The sequence below is a fragment of the Alteromonas nitratireducens genome (assembly GCF_040812025.1).
In the GTDB taxonomy this organism is placed as follows: domain Bacteria; phylum Pseudomonadota; class Gammaproteobacteria; order Enterobacterales; family Alteromonadaceae; genus Alteromonas; species Alteromonas nitratireducens.
In genome coordinates this window covers 85,822-108,037 of the sequence record NZ_JBFNPK010000009.1, presented here as the reverse complement: position 1 = coordinate 108,037, position 22,216 = coordinate 85,822, and the positions used below count along the sequence as shown (strand labels likewise).

Here is a 22,216-nt window from a genome sequence, read left to right as displayed (position 1 = left end):
GGGGGTGTTCAGGCGTGAAGGGCGGCGTACTTGTCGGCCAGTTCCGCCAGCGACTCGCGGTGTTTTGGATCCTGCACAATGCAGTCAACCGGACATACTGCCACGCAGCTAGGATTATCGTAATGGCCAACACATTCAGTGCAGCTGGCTGGATTAATCACATAAATATCATCGTGTTGTGAGATAGCCTGATTCGGGCATTCATCCTCGCAAAGCTGACAGTTAATGCATTCTTCGGTAATCATCAGTGCCATGCGTTGTCTCCTTCTGATCAACATGATGACACTGTAGCGGTAAACCCGGTCAGGCGGGTTGACGTGAATCAAGCAAAGGCGTGGTTGAGTAGCGAGGCGGTAAACGTTTTACGCAGATAAAAGCCGCGAGGCCGGGTTTTGATGCGTTCCCCTTCTTCATTAAAGGCGTCAGTCAGCACGCTGCCGTTGGCGGCTTTGGGGCGAATGTGCAGGGCGTTGCCCTGGCGAGCGGTAATGTGTTCAACCCGGCCTAATAAAATCTGCTCGGTAAGTTCTTCCCAGTCGGCGCGTAACACCGCATCCTCTGACTGTGTGGGTGTCCACATAAACGCCGTGGCAACCCGGCGTTCTGCCAGGGGAATACGACGGTCACCTTCCAGTGGCAGCCACAGTACCTGCTGCAATTTATTGCGCACATTGCTGGTTTCCCAGACCACGCCAGGCTGACTGATGAGTGGTGCGTAGCAGACGTAAGTGGTTTCCAGTGGCTGGAAATGCGCATCAATCGGTACGGTTTTCAGTTCAACACCGAGCTCCGGAAAGTCCTGTTGTGGTTTAGAGCCAGCCGATGCGCCCAGCCAGTGTTCAATCAGCATGCCGGGCCAGCCCTTGTGGCGGGTCAGATCTTCAGGCATCGCAACGCCGGCCAGCTGCGCGAGCTCACCCAGAGACAGGCCGGCAATAGACTGACAGCGTGAAAGCAGCTCGTCGGTGGTAGCGGGTGGAGTACCTGGTGGTTGCATAGGTTTCTGCCTGGTTATCCTTATGACGCGATTAATGCTTTGAATGGGCTATGGTTTGTGGAAGAATGAAACCATTGAAAAGTTTATCATGCCCGGGAGTCTATGTGATAGATGCCGATGGATTCCGTGCGAATGTGGGCATAGTGATTTGCAACAAAATGGGTCAGGTATTTTGGGCAAGACGTTATGGTCAACATTCATGGCAGTTTCCACAAGGCGGAATTGATGAAGGGGAAACTGCAGAACAAGCGATGTACAGGGAGTTGCACGAAGAAGTCGGGCTGACACCAAAAGATGTTTCTGTATTAGGTGTTACCCGAAACTGGCACCGGTATAAATTGCCAAAACGGCTGATTCGTCAGGGCAGTAATCCGGTGTGTATCGGTCAGAAGCAAAAATGGTTTCTGCTGCAGCTTGAGTGTGCGGAAAAAGACGTGGATGTCCTGAAAACCGGTCATCCCGAATTTGATGACTGGCGTTGGGTAAGCTACTGGTATCCGATCCGCAATGTAGTGTCGTTTAAACGCGATGTATACCGGCGTGTCATGAAGGAATTCAGCCCTATTGTCATGAACCCGCAACCACGCCAGCCGCAACCACAGCACAAGCGAGGCCGTAAACGCCGACGAGGATAGGAGTAACAGGTGAACCAGTCTGGAAAACGGGGCAATATGCTGACAACGCTCAAGGGCATTGTTCAGGAAATGAACCAGACTCCTGAGCTGGGAAAGGCCTTATTCCGTCTGACGTCGCGGGTAAAGCAAACCGTTGATGTTGACTCCTGCTCGGTGTACCTGGCGGACTACGACAACCAGGTCTTTGTGCTCAAAGCCACTGATGGCCTGCACCCTGACGCGGTCGATCAGGTCAGGATTGGTTTCTCTGAGGGGCTGATTGGCCTGGTTGGCCAGCGCGAAGAGCCGCTCAACATCGAAAACGCGCACCAGCACCCGCGCTTCAAACACTACGACGAAGTCAAAGAAGAAAACTACAACGCGTTTCTCGGCACGCCGATTATTCATCAGCGTAAAGTGCTGGGGGTGATTACCCTGCAGCAGGAGAAAATGCGCCGCTTCAGCGAGGATGAAGAAGCCTTTCTGGTCACCCTGGCGACACAACTGGCGCTGGAAATCACCAATGCCGAGATCCGCGGTGCGCTGAGTCTGACCAGCGTCGATCATATTCCCCATCAGAAAAATGTGGTTGGTATTGCAGGCTCGCCCGGTCTTGCGGTGGGCAAAGGCTTTTCACCCGACAGAACCTTCAGCCTGAAAAAATGGGTGATGCGGCGCACGCACGCGCCGCAGAATGAAATTCAGGCATACCGTCAGGGAGTAGAGGTCACCCGCACCGAGGTTGATCGTCTGTCGTCCAGGCTGGACGAGGGAATACCGGATGATGTGAAATCGATTTTCCAGCTTTATCATCACCTGCTGGACGCCAACAGTCTGGGCCGCGAAGTGGAAGAGAAAATCCGTGAAGGCTGGGATGCCGGCTCATCACTGAAACTCGTGGTAGACAACTATGCCGCCCGCTTTCAGGCGATGGATGATCCCTACATGCAGGAGCGGGCGATTGATATTGTCGACCTCTCAAACCGGATCCTGACCAATATCCTGATTGCCTCGCGCGGCAAAAACGTGGTTGAGAAAGTCCCTGAAGATGACAGCATTCTGGTGGCCGATGAAGTGTCGGCGACCATGCTTGCGGAATTCCCCCGTGACAAGCTGAAAGGCATTATTTCTATTCGTGGCTCAGCCAACTCACATGCAGCCATCCTTGCCCGGGCGATGGGCGTACCTGCAGTCATGGGGTGTCAGAGTGTGTCACCAGGCCTGCTTGAAGATAAAGACATTCTGCTTGACGGTTATTCGGGCGAAGTCATCATCTCGCCCGAGCGCAACATCCGCAATGAATTTATTCAGCTGATTGAAGAAGAAGCTGCAATTTCACAGCGCATTGATGAGGAAGCCGGTAAACCCTGTGAAAGTCAGGATGGCTGTCGGATGTCGCTGTTCATCAATGCAGGGCTGTCGGCCGAAATTGAGACCGGTGCGAATCACGCCGGCGCGGGGATCGGGCTGTTCCGGACAGAAATTCCGTTTATGCTGCGCGAGCGATTCCCGTCAGAGTCAGAGCAGGTGGACATTTACCGCAAGGTGCTGGCCGCTACGCCTGAACTGCCTATCACCATGCGTACCCTCGATGTCGGGGGCGATAAACCCTTACCGTATTTCCCGATCAATGAGGAAAACCCGTTTCTCGGCTGGCGCGGCGTGCGACTGACGCTGGACCATCCGGAAATTTTCCTGGTGCAGGTGCGCGCGATGCTGCGCGCCAGTCTGGGTATGCGTAATCTGCAGATCATGCTGCCGATGATCTCTTCGGTCAGCGAGGTGCAGGAAGCCCGCCGCCTGATTGACCAGGCGTTTTTTGAAATCAGTGACGAAATTCGCGGCACCGGGCACGTGCTTCACCGGCCACTGACCGGCATTATGCTGGAGGTGCCTTCGGTTCTTTATCAGCTGCCGCAGCTGGCAAAACATGTCGACTTTTTCTCGGTCGGCAGTAATGACCTGACCCAGTACCTGCTCGCCGTTGACCGCAATAACACGCGGGTGGCCTCACTGTACAACTCCTATCACCCGGCGGTGCTGGCCGCGCTGTACGATATTGTGGTGCAGGCCAATACGTGTCAGGTGCCGGTAACCGTGTGTGGTGAAATTGCCGGTGAACCGGGTGGGGCACTGCTGCTTATGGGGATGGGCTACCGTCGTCTGAGTATGAACGCCTTTAACCTGCGTAAAATAAACTGGCTTATCCGCAACGTCAGTCTGGCTGAGTGCAAAAAATTACTGGCTCAGGCACTGACCTGTTCAACCCACAGCGACGTATTCACTTATCTGAACGACTATCTCGAAACCAAAGGCCTGGGTGGTTTGATCCGCGCCGGCGCATAACCGTTCTGCTGTCACGCTCTACTTTTGTTGAATAGACGAAACCGTCATCGTCAGCCATCGTTGAATCAGGGCAGACCTGTCTGCGTGTTAAGGACATTGAGGGAATACTATGCTTTTCCGAAAAAAGGTGGTTGAAGATCCGCAGGTGACACCGTTGCCGGCAACCGAGGACAGTGCGGCGTGCGATGCCATTAAGCAGCATGTCGGCATGATATCCTTTAAGCCCGACGGCACAATCCTTGACGCCAACAGCCTGTTTCTTGATGTCGTCGGCTATCGCGCCGACGAGCTGGTGGGCAAACACCACCGTATGCTTTGCCCTGACTCGGTTGCACAGTCGGCCGACTATCGCACTTTCTGGCAGGAACTGGCGCGCGGGGAATATAAGAAAGGCAGTTTTCTGCGTCAGGCCAAAGGTGGCCGCTGTATCTGGGTGGAAGCGACCTATTTCCCGGTTAAAAACGAACAGGGGCAGGTAGTACGCATTCTTAAACTGGCCACCGATGTTACCAAAAAACAGCATGAGCTGATGGATAACCTGGCAAAGCTGGCGGCACTGGACAGATCCACTGCTGTTATCGAGTTTACACCTGACGGTACGATTGTCACTGCAAACAAAAACTTTCTGAATACCATGAAAGTGAGCCTGAGCGATATTCAGGGTAAGCATCATCGCATGTTCTGTGAAGAAGCGTTCTACAAAGAGAATCCGCGTTTCTGGCAAACACTCGCCAACGGTGATTTTGAAGCAGGTCGCTTTAAACGCCTCGACAGCAAGGGCAATACGGTATGGCTGGAAGCCACCTATAACCCGGTATTTGATGAGCTGGGTAAGGTGGTCAAGGTACTGAAGTTTGCGACTGACATTACCGAGCGGGTTGAGGCTGCGCGCGATGCGATTGCGCTGGCCAGTGAAACGTCCGAAACAACTGCCGTGCATACTGACGGCGCGGTGAAATCCCTCGCTGAGGCTGAGTTAATTTCTGAAAAAATTCGCGCGCAGGTCAACAGCGCCACACAAAGCAGTGACAGACTGTCAAAACAATCCAGTGATATCCGCAACATTGTCTCGACCATACGCAGTATTGCCGAGCAGACCAATCTGCTGGCCCTGAATGCGGCCATAGAGGCGGCCAGAGCCGGCGAGGCCGGGCGCGGCTTCGCGGTTGTTGCCGATGAGGTGAGAACGCTGGCCGGCCGGGCTGCTGGTGCCACAGAGGAAATTGAAGAGGTTGTCAGCACCAATGCTGTACTGATCGATGACATCAATGCACAGACCCGACAGATTTATGACAATACCGAAAACAGCGAGCAGGCTATCGCGTCTGTCTCTGAAAATGTCAAACAGGCAAGAGACGGCATGGACCGTCTTGTCACCGCAATTCAGGGACTTATCCGCTGATAAATAGCGCTCAATTCTGCAACAATCTGTGGTAGGCTACGTCCTGTAAATAAAAGGACGTAGCATGGATCCCATAATAATAATTTTCATCTCTTGCGCAGTGCTTGGACTGGTTGTTGGCACCCTTGCCGGCATGCTGGGCATTGGCGGGGGACTGATTATTGTGCCTGTGCTCTCCTATCTGCTGGTTCATGTGCTCGACATGTCTGCCGACGCCGTGATGCCGGTCGCCGTAGCCACCTCGTTATCCACCATTATTTTCACCGGCGCCTCGTCGGCCTATGCCCATTATCGTCTGGGGAACCTGACCCGTCACCTGGTACTTTACACGGGGGCTGGTATTGCGCTGGGCGCGATTGTTGGCGCCCAGATTGCGAGTCACATCGACGGTCACCTGCTGCGCATTATTTTTGCAGTGCTGGTAATTCTGATTGCGTTACAAATGATTTTTGGTAAACCACGAACATCAGAGAATGCCGCGACTCCCCGCCTGCTTTCGGTTATTGGCGGCGGAACCGGTATATTCAGTGCCCTGATGGGCATCGGTGGTGGTGCACTGCTGGTTCCGGCGCTGGTCTGGTTTCAGGTCAATATCCGCCATGCCATTGGTTGTGCGGCCGTAGGCGGTATGGTGATAGCGGTGTTTGGCACGCTCAGTTTTATCGTGGCGGGCTGGAATAAGGCCGATCTGCCGGCAGGCGGGATAGGCTTTGTTTACCTTCCGGCGACCCTGGGCATTGTGGCGACGTCTGTGTTTACGGCGAATTTTGGCGCCAAACTGGGCCAGCGTGTGAATACACGATTATTAAAACAGATCCTTGCTGCTCTGCTGGTGGTGGTGAGTATTCGTATGATTGTAGGACTTGAATAAACTATGGTTGAAAGCAGTTATCTGGTGTTCCCCGATATCGATCCCATTATTTTCAGCATTGGCCCGCTGAGCGTGCGCTGGTACGGCATGATGTATCTCGTCGGGTTCGTGGCAGCGTATCTGCTGGCGCAAAAGCGACTGGAGAACACGTCGTGGAGCCGGGAACAACTGAGTGACTTACTGTTCTGGGGCTTTGTCGGGGTGATCCTAGGCGGGCGCATTGGTTATGTGCTGTTTTACCAATTTGGCATGTTCCTCGATAACCCACTGTACCTCTTCAAAATCTGGGCGGGCGGCATGTCCTTCCATGGTGGTTTGCTTGGCGTACTGGTAGCGCTCTACTGGCAATCGAAAAGAATGAAAACCCGTTTTCTTGCGCTCGGCGACTTTGTCGCACCGCTGGTACCGATTGGTCTTGGGGCCGGAAGAATTGGTAACTTCCTGAACGCTGAGTTGTGGGGACGTCCTGCCGACGTGCCCTGGGCGATTATCTTTCCTGACGCGGGCAATGTGCCACGGCATCCTTCACAGCTTTATGAATTTGCGCTCGAAGGGGTTCTGCTGTTTATTATGCTGTGGCTATATTCGGCACGGCCCAGGCCAGCCGGCGCGGTCAGCGGTTTATTCCTGACCGGCTACGGCAGTTTCCGTTTTATTGTTGAGTATTTCCGCGAGCCTGACGCGCACATTGGTCTGTACCAGATGGGCCTGAGTCAGGGGCAATTACTGTGTATACCTATGGTGGTTCTGGGGCTGTGGCTGATGGTGAGCGCGTATACCAGTAAAAACCAGACAGGTAGTAAGGGTGAGACCACAAAATGAAAGAATATCTGGCTCTGATGCGTCACGTACGTGACAACGGATTTAAGAAAGAAGACCGCACCGGCACCGGCACGCTGAGTGTCTTTGGTTATCAGATGCGCTTTGATCTGGCCGACGGATTCCCACTGGTAACGACCAAAAAATGCCATCTTAAATCGATTATTCATGAACTTCTGTGGTTTCTGAAGGGCGATACCAACATTGGCTACCTGAAGGAAAATGGCGTATCTATCTGGGACGAATGGGCAACCGAGACCGGTGAGCTTGGTCCTGTCTATGGTCATCAGTGGCGCTCATGGGACTGTGGCGATGGTACAACGGTTGACCAGATCAGTGACGTGATTGAACAAATTAAAACCAACCCGGATTCGCGCCGGTTGATTGTCAGCGCGTGGAACCCGTCGGTGTTACCTGATACCCAGTATTCGCCAAAAGAAAACGCCGCGCGGGGCAAGCAGGCATTGCCGCCGTGCCACACCATGTTTCAGTTTTATGTGCAGGATGGTCGCCTGAGCTGTCAGCTTTATCAGCGCAGTGCCGATATCTTCTTAGGGGTACCGTTCAACATTGCCAGCTATGCCTTGCTGACCATGATGGTGGCGCAGGTTTGCGATCTTAAACCGGGTGAGTTTATTCATACCCTGGGTGACGCGCACCTTTACAGTAATCATCTGGAACAGGTTGACCTGCAGTTGTCGCGTACGCCTTATCCGCGTCCGACCATGGAAATTAACCCGGACGTGAAAGACATTTTCGGTTTCACTTATGAGGACTTTACCCTGAAAAACTATCAGGCCCATCCTCACATAAAAGCGCCGGTGGCCATCTGAGGTAACTTCCATGACAACGCCCGTGCTGATATGTGACGACTCTGCCTTTGCCCGCAAGCAAATGGCCCGCAGTATCCCGGATGGCTGGGATGTGTCGGTGTCGTATGCAGAAAACGGGAAGCAAGCGATTGAGCTGATTAAGGCCGGTAAGGGCGATGTCCTGTTCCTCGATTTGAATATGCCTGTGATGGACGGGTATGAAACCATGCAGGCCATTCGTGATAATGATTTGCCGAGCCTGGTGATTGTCGTCTCCGGCGATGTGCAGCCTGCGGCCCGTGAGCGCATGGTGGCAATGGGCGCACTGGACTTTATTCGTAAACCCATTGATAACCAGAAGCTGAGCGAGTTGCTGCGGCAGTACGGTATCTATAATGGCGATATGGCATCAACCGGCTCTGCAGCAAAAGCCACGCCGCCAGCCGCTGCCGGTGCCGATATCAGGCTGGATGCCTATCGTGAACTGGTCAACGTCGCGATGGGGCGGGCTGGTGAAAACCTCGCTAAGCTGCTGGGTGAATTTATCGACCTGCCGATACCCAATGTCAACCTGCTGGAAAGCAATGAACTGCTGATGGCGGTGGCAGAAATTAATCACAGTGAGCGCGTATCTGCTGTTTCCAAAGGCTTCGTGAGTGCGGGTATTCAGGGCGAGGCGCTGGTTATTTTCAGTGACACCAATACAGCAAATATTGTTGATTTACTGAAGTATGAGAAAGGCCTTGATGATCAGCGTCTGGAACTCGAAGCCCTGATGGATGTGTCGAACATTCTGATTGGAGCCTGTTTGAATGCGTTGTCAGAACAGCTTGCGGTTACCTTTAGCCACAGTCATCCTATTCTGCTGGGCAGACACAAAGGACTGGATGTGCTGCTGAAAGATTCCATTCGCGGCATGAAAAAAATTATGGCAGTCGAGATTGGCTATGCCATCAAAAGCAAAGACATCAGTTTTGACTTGTTGCTGCTGTTCCCCGGCGACGCCATGGACAAGATTTACGCGCGGTTTGTCGGGCAGGAGGGCGCATGACAACACCAGCAAACCACGACTGGATGCAGTCACTGTTCAGCGACATTGAGGTGGGTATCGTGGTGCTGGACCGTGCCATGCGCGTTGAAGTCTGGAACCGGTTTATGGAAAACCATTCTTCGCTGTCCAGCGACGCGGTGTGCGGCAAGTCCCTGTTCTCACAGTTTCCTGAAATTGATGAAAAGTGGCTGAGGGCCAAGGCTGAGCCGGTGTTTGACCTCAATACGCCGGTCTTTTTGATCTGGGAACAGCGTCAGTACCTGTTTCGGTTTGACGCCACGCGGCCGGTGACAAGCAGCGCCCGCTACATGTACCAAAATGTGACTATGCTGCCACTGCCGTCCGCCGACGGGCAGGCCGACAGGCTTTGTATGCTGGTGTATGACGTGACTGACCAGGCACTGGGTAAAACACGGGTAGAACAGCTTAATAAAGAGCTGAAAGTAATGAGCCGGGTGGATGGACTGACCGGTTTGTATAACCGCCGTTACTGGCAGGAACGGTTTGATTACGCGTTCAAGCTGGCACGCCGTCAGGGAAAGCCCATTACCGCCATGATGCTGGATATTGATCACTTTAAGAAGGTCAATGACACCTACGGGCACCAGGCGGGAGACAAAGTGATCAAAACCCTGGCGGATGTCATTCGGCAGGGCGTCCGGGAAACCGATTTAGCGGGGCGGTACGGCGGCGAGGAATTCGCCGTGGTGTTGTCTGACACCGATGCAGACAATGCGACCACGGTAGCAGAGCGGATCCGTTCCCTGTCAGAGTCGCAGGTGGTTGAACATGAAGGCGAGGTTATTCGCTTTACGGTGAGTCTCGGACTGGCGCAACTGACGCCGGCGTTGTCGTCACCAATGCAGTGGCTGGAACTGGCCGACCAGGCGCTGTATGACGCCAAACAGAGTGGCAGGAACTGCTACCGTATTCGTGGCTGATCCGGTTATTGGCTCTGCAGTCGCGCCAGCGTCAGTCGCAGCGTATTTTTCAGCTCCTGAAACGTGACCGGTTTCACCAGATGGTAGCGCATGCCAACTGCCAGGGAAGCTTCCCGGTCGGCTTCAAACGCATTCGCGGTCAGTGCGATAACCGGCAGGCCGGGGTATTTCTCCCGCGTAATCGACGCCACCTCAAGCCCGCTGATATCAGGCAGATTAATATCCAGTAAGACCGCATCCACACTGTGTTCGCTGAGCAGCATCAGGGCATCTTCGCCGGTGCGTGCAACCAGACACTGATGACCAATGCAGGCTATCATATGGCAGATGATTTCCGCATTAACCGGCTCATCCTCCACCACCAGGATACAGGCATCGCGCACCTCACTGATGGTTTGTGTTTTATTTCTGGCCAGCTGGTGCAGCGAGTCTGTCAGGCGCAGCCGGTCAACCGGCTTCACAAAGGCCCGCCATACACTCGCATCACTGTTTGCCATAATATTGGCAATGTCCGGCGTGGCGGACATCATAATTACTGGCGGGGTTTTCTTTCCGTGCATAGCCTGAATGGTAGTGATCAGTTCCAGGCCGTTGATACCCGGCATATAAAAATCAGCAATAATTGCCGTATACGATGGAATAGCATCACGGTTAGCCAGAAATGCAGAGGCAGAAGGAAAGGCGTCGGCGATAAAGCCTTCATTACGAATGACGTTGCTCACGTGCAGCCGGCTGATTTCCAGATCATCAACCACGGCAAATCGCATTGCGCTATCGGTGACCGTGGGTGTTTCTCTGCGCACGCTCTTATTTAGCGGAAAGGTAAGCAGAAACTCACTGCCAATATCCTGCTGGCTCGATAGCGTAATAGTGGCGCCAATCTTATCGGCATTGTTTTTGGCAACGGTCAGGCCTATCCCTGGCCCGGTATGATGAAGATGTCCGGGCGTGTCGATACGGTAGAAACACGTGAATATCTTCGACTGTTCCTGTTCACGGATCCCGACCCCGGTATCGGTCACACTCACCGTCAGTGAATAGTGCTTATCCACGACATGACAGCCAATCCGAACCCGAACAAAGCCCTCATTAGTAAATTTAACGGCGTTATCGAGGACGTTTCTTATCACCTTGGTCATTGGGCCGGGATAACCTTCTACAAACTGAGGCAGGGGCGTGTCACAGGACAGGTTGAATTCCAGTTGCTTGTCGCGTGCCGGCGCCGAGTAAGGTGAGATGGCTTCGTCCAGCAGCGATATCAAATCAAAGGATTCCTTTATGATAGTGGCGGACTGGTTATCTGCGCCCAGAATATCCAGCAGATTATTGGTCAGGGTCAGCAAGCGGAAAGAGGCCTGCTCGGCCTGCCTGACCAGTTCATTCTGCCGGCCCGGCATATTCGGGATCAGTTCCAGCGCACCGATAATAGCACTGATGGGGCTGCGAAATTCATGACTCATTGAAATCAGGAACTGTGACTGGGTGGAGTAGGTCGCCACGTCGGCATCACGCTGCTGACGCTCCCGGAAAAGTTGGTCTTCGGTATTATCCAGTGTGTTAAGCATCCTGCTCAGCGTCCGTCTGCCGACCAGCAAAAACCACAGCACAGAGGCAAACAGCAACAGGATCAGACTACCGGTCTGCCAGTAAATCTGGTGCATCTGCTGCGTATGCAGCATGGCATAGTAACGCGCCTGAACCGTATCGAGACGGTCAGTCAGTAACGCACTATCACTACTGTTCAGTGGTGTAAATGCGTCTGAAGAGGCCGATTGCCACTGGGGCAGCAATTGCCGCAGGCGTTTATCCAGCGGAAGTAGTCCGTCAAAGTAAGTTTGATGGAGCGCCGGTGACAAGACGGCCTTCTCGCCATGATAGGGCGTTTTACCGGATAAAATATCGTGCAAATCAGCGAGCGAGCTGGCCTGTGCGTTGAGTCGCGCAATCAGCCTGTCATGCTGATCGGACTCCGTGAGAGCAAGAGAGGCTTCAGTATTTAACGCCTGTTCGGCGATCAGTCGCTGCTGACCAGCCAGCTTCACCAGTTCTGTCAGACGTGAGGTTTGTGTCGCATGCCAGGCGGTGCCAGCGAGCGCAATCACTGTGACAATCAGCATCAGCGCCAGACTGTACCAGGGGTGTCTGAAAAGTTTTCGGTAAACGGCGCCTTGCTTCATCATTACGAATCCCTTCCCGGTAAGCGACGCCAGAGCAGGGAGCCCTGCAGCAGATGGGCACCCGAAGGCTGGCGAACTTTCCATCACTGTTTAACAGTAGGTGTTATCTGTGTTTTTTTCAAATTACCCGAGCGCGCTCAGGGTGCGGTATCGCGGTAGCGGGCTTCTAGCCGGGTAATATGATGTCGCAAATGAAACAGAAAAATCAGGCTGGGGATCACCATCAGGGCAGTGAGAATGAAAAACGCGCTCCAGTTGCCATCCAGGCCGTCAACAATGTAGCCGCTCGATGAGGCCAGCAGCGTTCTGCCTGCCACCGACAGTGACGCCATCAGCGCGTACTGTGTGGCACTGAAAGCACGATTACACAACAGCGAGATAAAGGCGACCATGGCAACGGTGCTCCACGATGCCGTGAAACCGTCGATAATCACCGCCGTGGCCAGCAGTGTGGTATCCGGCCCAACCTGGGCTAGCCAGGCAAACATCAGGTTGGACGACGCCATCGCGATACCGGCAATCATCAGGCCGCGATAGATGCCATATCGAATATTCACCGCGCCCCCAATCAGCGAAAATACGATCGTCACCCACCAGTTCAGCAGCTTTGAGTAACTGCCGATGTCGGCATTGGTAAAGCCGATTTCTTTGTAAAAGACAATGCTCATTCGGCCAAGGAAAGCTTCACCGATTTTAAACAGAAAAATAAACAGTAGTACCGAGAGCGCAAGTCGCACGCCGTTGCGCTGAAAAAATTCGCGAAAAGGTTCGGCAACAGTCACCGACAGCCACGCCGTCACGGTGCTGAAACGCCGGTGGCGACGATCACCAAGCTGCTCATAATAATACTGCATGGCCTTCTGGTGTGCTGACTCTCTGTCAACATCAGGCTCTTTGGCAAACAGGGTGGCCAGCATCAGACACCCCATCACGCCAGCCAGAATAAGGTAGCTTCCTGACCAGCTTAATGCCGTGGCGTCCACAAGAAAAAACGGCATCGCGCCAAGTCCGCCATAACCGGTCCACCAGCCAGCGGTTGCCATGGAAGAACCTGACGACAGCTTGTCACTTTCATGGGCGTGAATGATATCAATCCGGTAGCCATCAATGGCAATGTCCTGGGTAGCCGAAAAAATGGCAATAAACAAGCCACACAGTGCCATCCAGAAAAGGTCGCTGCCTGCATTCAACTGCGACATCAGCAGACAGCAGATCGCAATGCCACATTGCATCATCAGGATCCAGCCACGCCGTTGGCCAAGCAACAGGGGGCGAAGCCGGTCAAGGAGCGGGGACCACAGAAAGTTAATGGAGTAGACCGTGAAAATCGCCCCGAACAGGCCAATGGCTTTACGCGATAGCCCTTCGTCAGCCAGCCAGGCAGATAATGCCGAGCCAATCATCACCCACGGAAAGCCGCTGGAAATACCGAACAGAAAAATACTGATGAGTCGTCTGTCTAAAAATGCTGAGAATGAACGTCCCAAAGCGACCAGTTTCCATTAAAGAAAACGGTATTGAGCCACGGATAATCAGCAGTTGCAAGACAGGAATGAGGCGCAGCGAGACCGGCTAATTCATAGAGTAAAGGTCAGCAGGCTCTGGTGTCGGGCGTATCAGGGGCGGATCCCGATGCAGTCGAACGGACAGATGCCACGTCCTTCAAGGTAATGAATGCAGTTGGCCAGTTCCTCTATCAGGTAATTGTCGTACATCAGTTTGTCTTCATGCCAGAAATGCATCTGATGCAGGAGATGCCAGAACACCCGCTCTTTGGCAGAATACGGATGATCCAGGCGGTATTTCACCTGCCCCCATTCTTCCAGCGTATCCCAGAAAAAAAGTTCCAGCTCAGAAAACGGTAAGTCACCCTGCCAGAAAGCGCGCAGGTAGAAACACAGCTGTTTCGCTTTTTGATTAATGAAGGCGTCGACTCTCACGATCCCGTACTGCTGTTAAGTGCGATACACCTAGTATAGCGTGGGGTAGATGTTTTGCTTATGTCAGGAAGCGGTTTACGACAAGCCCATTGAAAAGTGAGATAAAAAAGTTACCAGCCCAGATACGTGATCCAGCCGTAAATGCGTCCTGCAAGGCGGACCGCAAATGGGGATGCGCCAGCAAAGCCGGCGTTCTGTGCGGTGACATCGGTGCGCATGCCCGCGCCTGACAGGCTGGCTGTGCCCGCGTTGATGACGCTGCTGCCCAGGCTGCTCAGCGGGCGCTGGCGGTAATGCAGTTTGAGCGCCGTGGTGGCTGCCCGTTCACGTAAAAAACGGGTGGCAAGCGCCCAGTTATTAAAGTCGTTGAGGGCAATGTCGAGTACCGGAAATGAGGTGCGCGCAATCATTTCCGGGACGGTGAGGTTACGTTCCCGTTCAGGCCAGAACGGCGACAGAACCACCATGGTATCGGGCGGAGTACTGCTTTCGTTGTCAGCACTGTCAAGCAGCAGCGTTGCCGTCATCCCCTGGGCAATCAGCATACGATAGCCGTCAGCGTTGCGTAAGAACCGGTTGAGCGCCGCCAGCTGAAGCATCGTGGTGTTGCGTGAAGCAACATAGTCAATGGCCACCTGCATGCTGTCAGTACGCGGATGAACCGGGCTGTCTGCAGGGAGCGTGGTGGTATCGGTCGCTGTCGTCAGGGGCGTCAGCATGGAGGGCACCAGCACGGTTTGCCAGCCGGCACCGTTCAGCCTGCCGGTGAGCTGACTGGCAATATCCAGGGTCAGACCGGTGTTGCCTGCGGTGATCCCCGATTCATAAAACACTACCGCGGTACCGCGGGTGAGGGGCGTGTAAGGCGGAGAAACAAGCACCGGCATGCTGTCGTCACCGACCATCAGGCTGGTGACTTCGTCGGGGTAAAGCTGACGTGCAATGTCTTCTGCGTCAGCGGCACGGGTGTGTGCGCCCGGAAGCAGGATCAGCAGCAGCGTCAGCAGAGTACGAAAAGTGTTCAAACCGGTCAGCCTGTTGAATAACATACGTTTTTGTTTCTATCGTTTGTTATCGGCAGGTTCACCCGGAACTTCACTCCTGAGGGACTGGCATTGACTTCGGCTGATAGTCACCAAATGGCAGGGCACAGTGAAAATGCATCCATCGCTGATCGCGCGGGTGGCGAACAATCAGTGTTTCGGCATGCAATTGTAGTCGCGGAGCGCGGGCTTTGGCCTCAGGTGTTGCGTACAGACGGTCACCCAGAATCGGGTGCCCCAGCCATTGCATATGCAGGCGAAGCTGATGGGAGCGCCCGGTGATGGGATACAGCGCCACCAGCGATTCATCGTTACCACGCGCGACTACCTCAAAACGGGTGAGGGCAGACTTACCGTTTTCCCAGTCAACTTTCTGCATCGGCCGGTTCGGCCAGTCAACAATCAGCGGCACGTCGATATCACCTGCGTCGGATGCAACATCGCCGGACACCCGGGCAAAGTAGCGTTTTTGGGGTATGCGTTCACGAAACTGCCGGGACAGTTCGCTGTTGGCCGCCTTATGCATGGCAAAAATCAGCAGACCGGAGGTTGCCATATCAAGTCTGTGTACCACGGTCGCGGTGGGAAACACCGTCTGGGCCCGCGAAATCATCGAGTCTTTATGGGCCTCAATGCGTCCCGGCACACTCAGCAGGCCGCTCGGTTTATTCACGACCATAATGTCGTCATCCTGATAGATCAGCGTCAGGCGCGGCGACAATGGCGGATTGTAGACGAAATCCGGGTTAACCATCAGGGGTTATTCACCACAATGCGCAGGCTGTCCAGCTGCACGTCGGCTTTTTGGATCGCACTGTCGAGCTGCTGAAGCTGACGTTCGACAAACGCAATTTCACTGTCGCGGATGGCCGGATTACGCTGCTGCAGGTCTCGTAAACGCTGAACTTCCTGTCCCAGTACCCGGTGCGCCTCGCCCAGTGCATCATGCAGCAGCTGGTTCGCCTGCTGATGCGCCAGGGTTCGGGCTTTCTCAATATGGGCGGTTAATGGTTGTTGCAGCGCACCCAGCAACTGCTTGGCAATATTGCGGCCAATCGGACGACGTACATCGAACTCCTGGGCAACAGGTTTGCCATGGGCATCCAGACATATCCGCAGCGGCGTGGCCGGCAGAAAACGGTGGAGCTGCAGCGCGCGTGGCGCATTCGCATCCAGTACAAACAACGCTTCCAGCCAGTATGCCCCTTTCGGTAAATCAGGATCGGCAGTAAAGCCCATGCTGCTCTTCCCGAGCACGTCAGTCATGACCATATCCATGGCATGGTGCACCAGCGGATGATCCCAGCTAAGGAAATGCACATGCTCAAGAGCAATTGCAACACGGCGCTTGTAGGTGACTGTCATGCCATCAGCAGGCAGGCCCGGTAACTGGCTGACCATCGATTCGCCCGGGCGCAGAATAAAGCAGTCGTTACCTTTTTCTTCCTGGTTTACCCCGATAGCATCAAGCAGGCGACCCATGAAGCGGGAGAGATCCAGGTCGGAGTCCTGTTCAATGATTTTTTCCAGCAGACTGTCGACGCGGCCCTCGCCGGACGCGTTCAGTTCAAGCAGACGATCGCGTCCGGCTTCAAGCTGGGCGCTCAGCTCACCGTTGAGGTGCTGGCTGCGGTCAATCAGTTCAGCCAGGGCAACAGGATCATCAGGATGCAGGCACGCGCCAAGCAACAGGGCTTTTACGTCATCAAACACGCGCTGACCGGTCGGGCAGGTCTGGCAGAATGCGTTGAGTCCCTGATGGTACCAGTCCAGCAGGACATGCTGCGCAGAGTGTTCGAGGTAAGGCACATGTATATGAATGTCGCTGTTCTGGCCAATACGGTCAAGGCGTCCGATACGCTGTTCAAGCAAATCTGGCGTCAGCGGCAGGTCAAACAGCACCAGATGGTGAGCAAACTGGAAGTTTCTTCCCTCACTGCCAATTTCACTGCACAGCAGAATCTGGGCCCCGTCCTCATCATCGGCAAAGTAGTGCGCTGCTTTATCACGCTCGACAATGGTCATCCCTTCATGAAACACACTGTGACGAATGCCGGTTTGCTGGCGAATGGTCTCACCCAACTGCTGGGCAGTGACGGCACTGGCACAGATCAGCAGCACTTTTTCAGGTTTCACATCCGCCAGGAAGTCGAGCAGCCAGGACACGCGCGGGTCCAGCGATGGCCAGCTGGCAACCAGACTGGCCTGACGCTCAGGGTACAGCGCGTCGGTCAGGTCGGTGCTTCGCATGGCCGCCTGATAGGCCTCGGGTAGTGGCAGCGGGTAGGCATGCAGTTCGCGTTTTGGGAAGCCGTCAATACTGGCCCGGCGATTTCTGAATAGCAGCCGGCCGGTCCCATGACAGTCGATAAGCTGATGTAGGCAGGCATTGCGCTGTGCCGGAGTGTCCAGATCCCCAATGTGTGCCATGACATCCGGTGCAAGGTGTGTCAGACGGGCGCGCTGCGTGTCGCTGACGGGCGCATCTGACAGCAGCGGAGCAACGGCGTCAGCGAGGTCGCTGTAGCGTGACTCTTCCTCGAGAAAGACGTCATAATTGTGAAAACGCGCCGGATCAAGCAGACGCAGCCGTGCGAAGTGGCTTTCATGACCCAGCTGGTCAGGCGTAGCGGTCAGCAACAGCACCCCCGGTGTCTGATTAGCCAGCGCTTCTACACACAGGTATTCAGCCGATGGCGCGGCCTCAGACCACTTAAGATGATGTGCTTCATCGACAATCAGCAGGTCCCAGCCCGCCTCCAGGGCCTGTTGCTGCCGCTTTGGGTTGTGCGTCAGAAAGTCCAGACTACACAGCACCAGCTGGTCATTTTCGAACGGGTTCTCACCACTGTCATCAGCAGCCTCACAACGGCTTTCATCGTAGATAGAAAACGCCAGATTGACCCGGCGCAACATTTCTACCAGCCACTGATGAACCAGCGAATCCGGCAGTAAAATCAGCACGCGTGCAGCACGCCCGGTCATGATCTGACGATGAATAATCAGTGCGGCTTCAATGGTCTTACCCAGCCCCACTTCGTCGGCCAGCAGTACCCGGGGGGCATGACGGCTGCCCACTTCAGAGGCAATATGCAACTGGTGAGGGACCAGCGAAATGCGGGCTCCGGCCAGTCCGATGGTGTCCGACTTATAATAATCAAACTGATGTTCCAGCGAGGCCTGGCGCAGATCGAACCACTTGGGATGATCCAGCTGGTGGCTGAACAGCCGTTTTTCAGGCTGATTAAGACGAATGTGATGGTCAAGCTGGGGCTCCGGCAGTCTGACGAGGGCTTTGGTATCCTCGCGTATGCCGGTGTAAATCAGTGCGCCGGCAGATTCCTCGATGTCACTGACCGTTAACGTCCAGCCGTCCTGGCTGGTTATTGTGTCACCTACCTCAAAGGTAAGGCGGGTCAGAGGCGCATCGTTTTTGGTGTAAATACGGCTTTCGCCGCTGGCAGGAAACAGCACTTCCACCGATCGAAAATCGACGTGGATGACGGCGCCCAGGCCGAGTTCTGATTCGGTATTACTTAACCAGCGCTGACCAACAGCAAAAGGGGTATCTGCACTCATAGCATATCCAGCAAAAAATTAGGGGCGGTATTGTACGCACTGCCACCGGCAGAGAAAAGCAGCGCTTTTGGAAAAAGCGTCAGAAGCTGTCCGCCACCCCTCCTGCCAGGCGCGTTTAAGCCCGGTTTAGCCTTTGAGTGTAGCACACAGAATTCAACGAAAACGGCGTATTCGCCGCCCTTATTAAGCGGCAAAAAAAGTCTGAGAAAAACAGTGCGAAGAGAACAAAACTGCTTTAAGGTGGAATGGCAGGGGTGAAAAATATCGCCGCTGCCATGTCGATGCGATACCGTGAAGTGGTCGGTTCGGCTGACACTCACACCTTCGCAGAACGGCACGGTGCACGTCATTCTTACGACGTGCCAAGGTTACTGCTACTGGAGCGAAGGATGCCAAGAAAACGCGCTGTCGATACCAAAATATACGTTCTGGATACCAATATCCTGCTGCACGAACCTCACGCCTTTCTCTCATTCAAAGAACATGATGTGGTTGTCCCGATGACCGTGCTCGAAGAGCTCGATTACATCAAAGACAGCAAGAAAGATGTGGCACGTGATGCGCGGGTCTCAATTCGGGCAATGGAAGATCTGCTGCATAATGCCACGCCGGAAGATATGCTTGCCGGTGTGTCGATGGCGGGCATGGGGGCTGGTGAGAATGCCCCGACCGGTTCACTGTCGATTTTTTCTGACCTGACCATGATGGACGCCCAGCAGGTGTTCACCAGCGATGAAAACGATAACCGCATCATTAATGTTGCCCTGCATCTGCAAAAAACCTTCGCGCCACAACAGGTGGTGCTGGTCACCAAAGACCTCAATATGCGTCTTAAAGCAAAAGGGGCAGGACTGGCACATGTGGAAGATTACCGCACTGACCAGCTTATCAGCGATATCAAGTACCTGTCCAAGGGCTATCACAAGTTCGAAGGTAACTTCTGGGAGCAGGTTAAAAAGGTCGACAGTCGCTCTGAAGGCCGCGACACCATTCATACGGTACCACGCAGTATGCTGCCCGGGGCGTACGTTAATGAATTTCTGATTGATGATACCCGACAGTTTGCCGGTATGGTGGAGTCGGCGGATGATGAGTCGCTGGAAATTCTTGATCTTGGCTATGAGCGACTCATGGGGCGCCACGCGTGGGGGATCACGCCAAAAAATATCGGTCAGGCCATGGCCTTGCATGCGCTGCTCGACCCACATATTGATATGGTCATTCTGACCGGCCCTGCGGGCAGCGGTAAGACGCTGCTGGCGCTTGCGGCGGCACTGGAAATGGTGGTGGAGCGCAACATGTACGACAAGATTATTGTTACGCGCAGCACCCCCGAGATTGCCGAGTCGATTGGTTTTCTGCCTGGTACCGAAGAAGAGAAAATGCTGCCCTGGCTGGCTGCCATTACAGACTCACTGGAAGTACTGCATAAAAACGACGAAAACGTGAAAGGCTCAATGAGCTACATCATGGAAAAAGCCAATATTCAGTACAAGTCGGTGAACTTTATGCGCGGACGCAGCATTCAGAATGCGATTGTGATCCTCGATGAATCGCAAAACCTCACGGCGTCCCAGCTAAAAACCATCATTACCCGTTGTGGTGAAGGTACCAAGCTGATTGTCGGCGGCAACCTGGCACAAATTGACAGTAACTACCTGTCGGCCGTGACATCAGGTCTGACGTATCTGGTTGAGAAGTTTAAAGACTTTTCAGGCAGTGCCACGATGAACCTGGATGGTGTTGTACGTTCGCGCCTTGCCGAGTTTGCAGAGCGCCATTTGTAGTCAGAGGTGCGTCTGACAGTGCGCAGGCAACGGCGGGGACAGATACGGCTGCATGGTCGTGATGTCTTCTCCCTGCGCGCGTAAGCGTGATACCGCGTCCTGCAGACGGGCATGTACGTCCGGTGCAATGGCTTTGTTCAGCGCCAGGTAGTTGCCCTTTCCTTCCATGGGCATTTCGGCGACAACACGAATATCGTCCATGGTATAGCAGTGCTGCGCCAGGCGGTATGGCATAGATAATGGTGAGCCGGCCAGTAAATCCAGCTTGCCGCTGAAAAACAGTTTCAGATCGTCGCTCCGCATGCGCAGCGGGTAAAGGTTCTTCTGATACTTAAAGCCATATTCCATCAACGTATTGGCGACGATGTCGCTGTTGATTACGCCGATGGTCAGGTGGTTAAGCCCGGCCAGTGACGTTGCCTGAATGTCGTTGCGGCTTTTAAGCGCATACACATACCTAACCTTGCTGTTAATTAACGGGCCCACCCACAAAAATTTTTCTTCACGATCATCGCCGCGGAAGGTCGAAAATACACCACTTTGCGGCTCGCTAAGCGCCTGACTGTAAGCCCGTTTCCAGGCCATGACTTTAATAGCACAGTCAATGCCCGCCAGGGCGCAGGCGCGCTGTAAAAAGTCGGTGTTTATGCCACGTACTTCATCGTTGCTGAGTAACTGGTAAGGGGGAAAGATTTCGGTATAAAGGGTAATCGTGGACGCCGGCGCAGACACAGTAAAGCCCGCCAGAAGCAAACTGCCGCCCATCGCGACGCAAAGACGTAAAAAGCGAAAACCCATGTTAATACGGCCCCAGAAAAATCAGCGCGTCCATAGCGCGAACGTGTGATGCTGTTAAGCAAAGCCTAGTCAGTGCAGCGTTGTTCTGCAACCGTCGGTTGACCATGCCGGTAGTGTATTTTACCTTAGGAGTGGCTCTCGCGTGCGGCTGTGCATATCCTCTTAATTTAGCCGGTGTGGCAGTCACCACGCGACCAGCACGAACAACAGAATTAGTCATCATCGGGCGATTTAGATCAGTATGTACCGAAAGATTTTGTTATTGCTTGTCAGTTTTTTAGCGTTGCCGCTGGCCGCACAGCCGGAGACGCCGCTGGTCTGGATTGAGCGTCCTGAGACTGAGCAGTCAGTACGGATCAACATGACCACGTTCAGTGTCCTCAGGGCGCATCTGCAGCGACCGGTCACCGTGATCGAAGCCAATACGGCGCGCGCCCTGCAGTTTCTGAATGAACAGCCGCTGGCGTGTCGTGGTGACCTGCGTAAAACTGAGGCACGGGAAGCGCAGTTCGCAATTACCCGCTTACCGCAGGTGGTGTATCCGTCGCTACGCGTTTTTAGTCACCAGCCACTCGCACAATCGCCGGTATCTCTGGATTACCTGAAGTCACTACGCCAGGTGCTGCCGCTGCAAATTCACCGCGACTACGGCTTTGACACGCGCTTGCTTGAGGGCGATAAACTCATGGTGATGGAAATGCAGACCCGGGTCGGACCGCAAAATGCCATTCGCCTGTTTAACCACAAACGTGCGGACCTGCTGATTGAATACCCGTCTGTCTACGATGTTTACAGCGAGCAGGACGAGAACACGGCCCTTTATGTGTATCCGCTTGCCGGTCAGGACGAGGCCGCCTTAGGCTACATCATGTGCTCAGATACCCCTGAAGGCCGGCAGATGGTCGAGCGCTTCGACGCTATTTTAGATGATGTGCGGCATCAGCAGGCCTACCTTGAGGCGCACAAAGTCTGGTTTCCGCATTTCGATATTACCGGGCTGTATAACCAGGTTTATCAGACTGCGTTATAGCAGGCTCTG

The 22,216-nt window shown here is 54.1% G+C and carries 19 protein-coding genes and 1 pseudogene; 11 read left to right on the top strand and 9 right to left on the bottom strand.

Annotation, left to right across the window (positions count from 1 at the left end; all coding sequences use genetic code 11):
• Nucleotides 1-8 precede the first annotated feature (8 nt).
• Both AB1N33_RS09940 and mutH read right to left on the bottom strand, forming a co-directional pair.
• Nucleotides 9-326, bottom strand: a complete 318-nt coding sequence (locus AB1N33_RS09940) for a YfhL family 4Fe-4S dicluster ferredoxin (RefSeq protein ID WP_505433568.1) — start codon at nt 324-326, stop codon at nt 9-11.
• The gene (gene mutH / locus AB1N33_RS09935) at nt 323-997 is read right to left on the bottom strand and encodes a DNA mismatch repair endonuclease MutH (RefSeq protein WP_411271389.1); all 675 of its coding nucleotides are present in this window, start codon (nt 995-997) and stop codon (nt 323-325) included. Before mutH ends, AB1N33_RS09940 begins: the two co-directional genes overlap by 4 nt.
• Before the next feature lie 104 nt (nt 998-1,101).
• On the opposite strand from mutH, the gene rppH reads away from it, so the two are divergent.
• From rppH to AB1N33_RS09890, 9 genes and pseudogenes are all read left to right on the top strand, one after another.
• The gene (gene rppH / locus AB1N33_RS09930) at nt 1,102-1,632 is read left to right on the top strand and encodes an RNA pyrophosphohydrolase (RefSeq protein ID WP_411271422.1); all 531 of its coding nucleotides are present in this window, start codon (nt 1,102-1,104) and stop codon (nt 1,630-1,632) included.
• Between the two features lie 36 nt (nt 1,633-1,668).
• Nucleotides 1,669-3,957 (top strand): phosphoenolpyruvate--protein phosphotransferase, encoded by a 2,289-nt coding sequence (gene ptsP, locus AB1N33_RS09925; protein ID WP_411271421.1) that lies wholly within the window; start codon nt 1,669-1,671, stop codon nt 3,955-3,957.
• Nucleotides 3,958-4,066: 109 nt separating this feature from the next.
• A pseudogene (locus AB1N33_RS09920) lies at nt 4,067-4,837 on the top strand (PAS domain-containing protein); the annotation flags it as partial.
• A 54-nt stretch (nt 4,838-4,891) separates the two neighbouring features.
• On the top strand, nt 4,892-5,359 hold the full coding sequence (locus AB1N33_RS09915; protein ID WP_411271420.1) for a methyl-accepting chemotaxis protein: 468 nt from the start codon (nt 4,892-4,894) through the stop codon (nt 5,357-5,359).
• 64 nt (nt 5,360-5,423) lie between these two features.
• Nucleotides 5,424-6,230: a sulfite exporter TauE/SafE family protein gene (locus AB1N33_RS09910; protein WP_411271388.1), complete on the top strand. Its 807-nt coding sequence runs from the start codon at nt 5,424-5,426 to the stop codon at nt 6,228-6,230.
• Nucleotides 6,231-6,233: 3 nt separating this feature from the next.
• Nucleotides 6,234-7,052 carry a prolipoprotein diacylglyceryl transferase gene (lgt, locus tag AB1N33_RS09905; protein WP_411271387.1) on the top strand — a complete coding sequence of 273 codons (819 nt, stop codon included), beginning with the start codon at nt 6,234-6,236 and terminating at the stop codon, nt 7,050-7,052.
• A complete protein-coding gene (locus AB1N33_RS09900; protein WP_411271386.1) occupies nt 7,049-7,882 on the top strand; it encodes a thymidylate synthase in 834 nt (277 codons plus the stop codon). The genes lgt and AB1N33_RS09900 overlap by 4 nt, the downstream gene beginning before the upstream one ends.
• Nucleotides 7,883-7,892: 10 nt before the next feature.
• Nucleotides 7,893-8,912, top strand: a complete 1,020-nt coding sequence (locus AB1N33_RS09895; protein WP_411271385.1) for a response regulator — start codon at nt 7,893-7,895, stop codon at nt 8,910-8,912.
• Nucleotides 8,909-9,853, top strand: a complete 945-nt coding sequence (locus tag AB1N33_RS09890) for a sensor domain-containing diguanylate cyclase (RefSeq protein WP_411271384.1) — start codon at nt 8,909-8,911, stop codon at nt 9,851-9,853. Before AB1N33_RS09895 ends, AB1N33_RS09890 begins: the two co-directional genes overlap by 4 nt.
• Before the next feature lie 5 nt (nt 9,854-9,858).
• Here the strand turns inward: AB1N33_RS09890 and AB1N33_RS09885 are convergent, their stop codons facing one another.
• From AB1N33_RS09885 to rapA, 6 genes are all read right to left on the bottom strand, one after another.
• Complete coding sequence (locus AB1N33_RS09885; RefSeq protein ID WP_411271383.1) at nt 9,859-12,033, bottom strand: hybrid sensor histidine kinase/response regulator; 2,175 nt, start codon at nt 12,031-12,033, stop codon at nt 9,859-9,861.
• A 134-nt stretch (nt 12,034-12,167) separates the two neighbouring features.
• Nucleotides 12,168-13,526 carry an AmpG family muropeptide MFS transporter gene (locus tag AB1N33_RS09880; RefSeq protein WP_411271419.1) on the bottom strand — a complete coding sequence of 453 codons (1,359 nt, stop codon included), beginning with the start codon at nt 13,524-13,526 and terminating at the stop codon, nt 12,168-12,170.
• Nucleotides 13,527-13,646: 120 nt separating this feature from the next.
• Nucleotides 13,647-13,970: a hypothetical protein gene (locus AB1N33_RS09875; RefSeq protein WP_411271382.1), complete on the bottom strand. Its 324-nt coding sequence runs from the start codon at nt 13,968-13,970 to the stop codon at nt 13,647-13,649.
• A 110-nt stretch (nt 13,971-14,080) separates the two neighbouring features.
• On the bottom strand, nt 14,081-14,995 hold the full coding sequence (locus AB1N33_RS09870; protein ID WP_411271381.1) for a DUF3530 family protein: 915 nt from the start codon (nt 14,993-14,995) through the stop codon (nt 14,081-14,083).
• A gap of 70 nt (nt 14,996-15,065) precedes the next feature.
• Complete coding sequence (gene rluA / locus AB1N33_RS09865) at nt 15,066-15,767, bottom strand: bifunctional tRNA pseudouridine(32) synthase/23S rRNA pseudouridine(746) synthase RluA (RefSeq protein WP_411271380.1); 702 nt, start codon at nt 15,765-15,767, stop codon at nt 15,066-15,068.
• Entirely contained in the window at nt 15,767-18,592 is a 2,826-nt protein-coding gene (rapA, locus tag AB1N33_RS09860; protein ID WP_411271379.1) for an RNA polymerase-associated protein RapA, read from the bottom strand. Before rapA ends, rluA begins: the two co-directional genes overlap by 1 nt.
• Nucleotides 18,593-18,981: 389 nt before the next feature.
• Here rapA and AB1N33_RS09855 point away from each other — a divergent pair, with 389 nt between their 5' ends.
• Nucleotides 18,982-20,379 carry a PhoH family protein gene (locus AB1N33_RS09855; protein ID WP_411271418.1) on the top strand — a complete coding sequence of 466 codons (1,398 nt, stop codon included), beginning with the start codon at nt 18,982-18,984 and terminating at the stop codon, nt 20,377-20,379.
• Here the strand turns inward: AB1N33_RS09855 and AB1N33_RS09850 are convergent, their stop codons facing one another.
• Nucleotides 20,380-21,177 (bottom strand): substrate-binding periplasmic protein, encoded by a 798-nt coding sequence (locus AB1N33_RS09850; RefSeq protein ID WP_411271378.1) that lies wholly within the window; start codon nt 21,175-21,177, stop codon nt 20,380-20,382.
• Between the two features lie 241 nt (nt 21,178-21,418).
• On the opposite strand from AB1N33_RS09850, the gene AB1N33_RS09845 reads away from it, so the two are divergent.
• Nucleotides 21,419-22,207 carry a hypothetical protein gene (locus AB1N33_RS09845; protein ID WP_411271377.1) on the top strand — a complete coding sequence of 263 codons (789 nt, stop codon included), beginning with the start codon at nt 21,419-21,421 and terminating at the stop codon, nt 22,205-22,207.
• Nucleotides 22,208-22,216 lie beyond the last annotated feature (9 nt).

What these genes read in the sequence shown, in the direction of transcription:
- AB1N33_RS09850 (WP_411271378.1), bottom strand. Translation starts at nt 21,177, where the DNA reads ATGGGTTTTCGCTTTTTACGTCTTTGCGTCGCGATGGGCGGCAGTTTG.
- AB1N33_RS09845 (WP_411271377.1), top strand. Translation starts at nt 21,419, where the DNA reads ATGTACCGAAAGATTTTGTTATTGCTTGTCAGTTTTTTAGCGTTGCCG.
- AB1N33_RS09895 (WP_411271385.1), top strand. Translation starts at nt 7,893, where the DNA reads ATGACAACGCCCGTGCTGATATGTGACGACTCTGCCTTTGCCCGCAAG.
- lgt (WP_411271387.1), top strand. Translation starts at nt 6,234, where the DNA reads ATGGTTGAAAGCAGTTATCTGGTGTTCCCCGATATCGATCCCATTATT.
- rluA (WP_411271380.1), bottom strand. Translation starts at nt 15,767, where the DNA reads ATGGTTAACCCGGATTTCGTCTACAATCCGCCATTGTCGCCGCGCCTG.
- AB1N33_RS09885 (WP_411271383.1), bottom strand. Translation starts at nt 12,033, where the DNA reads ATGATGAAGCAAGGCGCCGTTTACCGAAAACTTTTCAGACACCCCTGG.
- ptsP (WP_411271421.1), top strand. Translation starts at nt 1,669, where the DNA reads ATGCTGACAACGCTCAAGGGCATTGTTCAGGAAATGAACCAGACTCCT.
- mutH (WP_411271389.1), bottom strand. Translation starts at nt 997, where the DNA reads ATGCAACCACCAGGTACTCCACCCGCTACCACCGACGAGCTGCTTTCA.
- AB1N33_RS09890 (WP_411271384.1), top strand. Translation starts at nt 8,909, where the DNA reads ATGACAACACCAGCAAACCACGACTGGATGCAGTCACTGTTCAGCGAC.
- rapA (WP_411271379.1), bottom strand. Translation starts at nt 18,592, where the DNA reads ATGAGTGCAGATACCCCTTTTGCTGTTGGTCAGCGCTGGTTAAGTAAT.
- AB1N33_RS09910 (WP_411271388.1), top strand. Translation starts at nt 5,424, where the DNA reads ATGGATCCCATAATAATAATTTTCATCTCTTGCGCAGTGCTTGGACTG.
- AB1N33_RS09855 (WP_411271418.1), top strand. Translation starts at nt 18,982, where the DNA reads ATGCCAAGAAAACGCGCTGTCGATACCAAAATATACGTTCTGGATACC.
- AB1N33_RS09900 (WP_411271386.1), top strand. Translation starts at nt 7,049, where the DNA reads ATGAAAGAATATCTGGCTCTGATGCGTCACGTACGTGACAACGGATTT.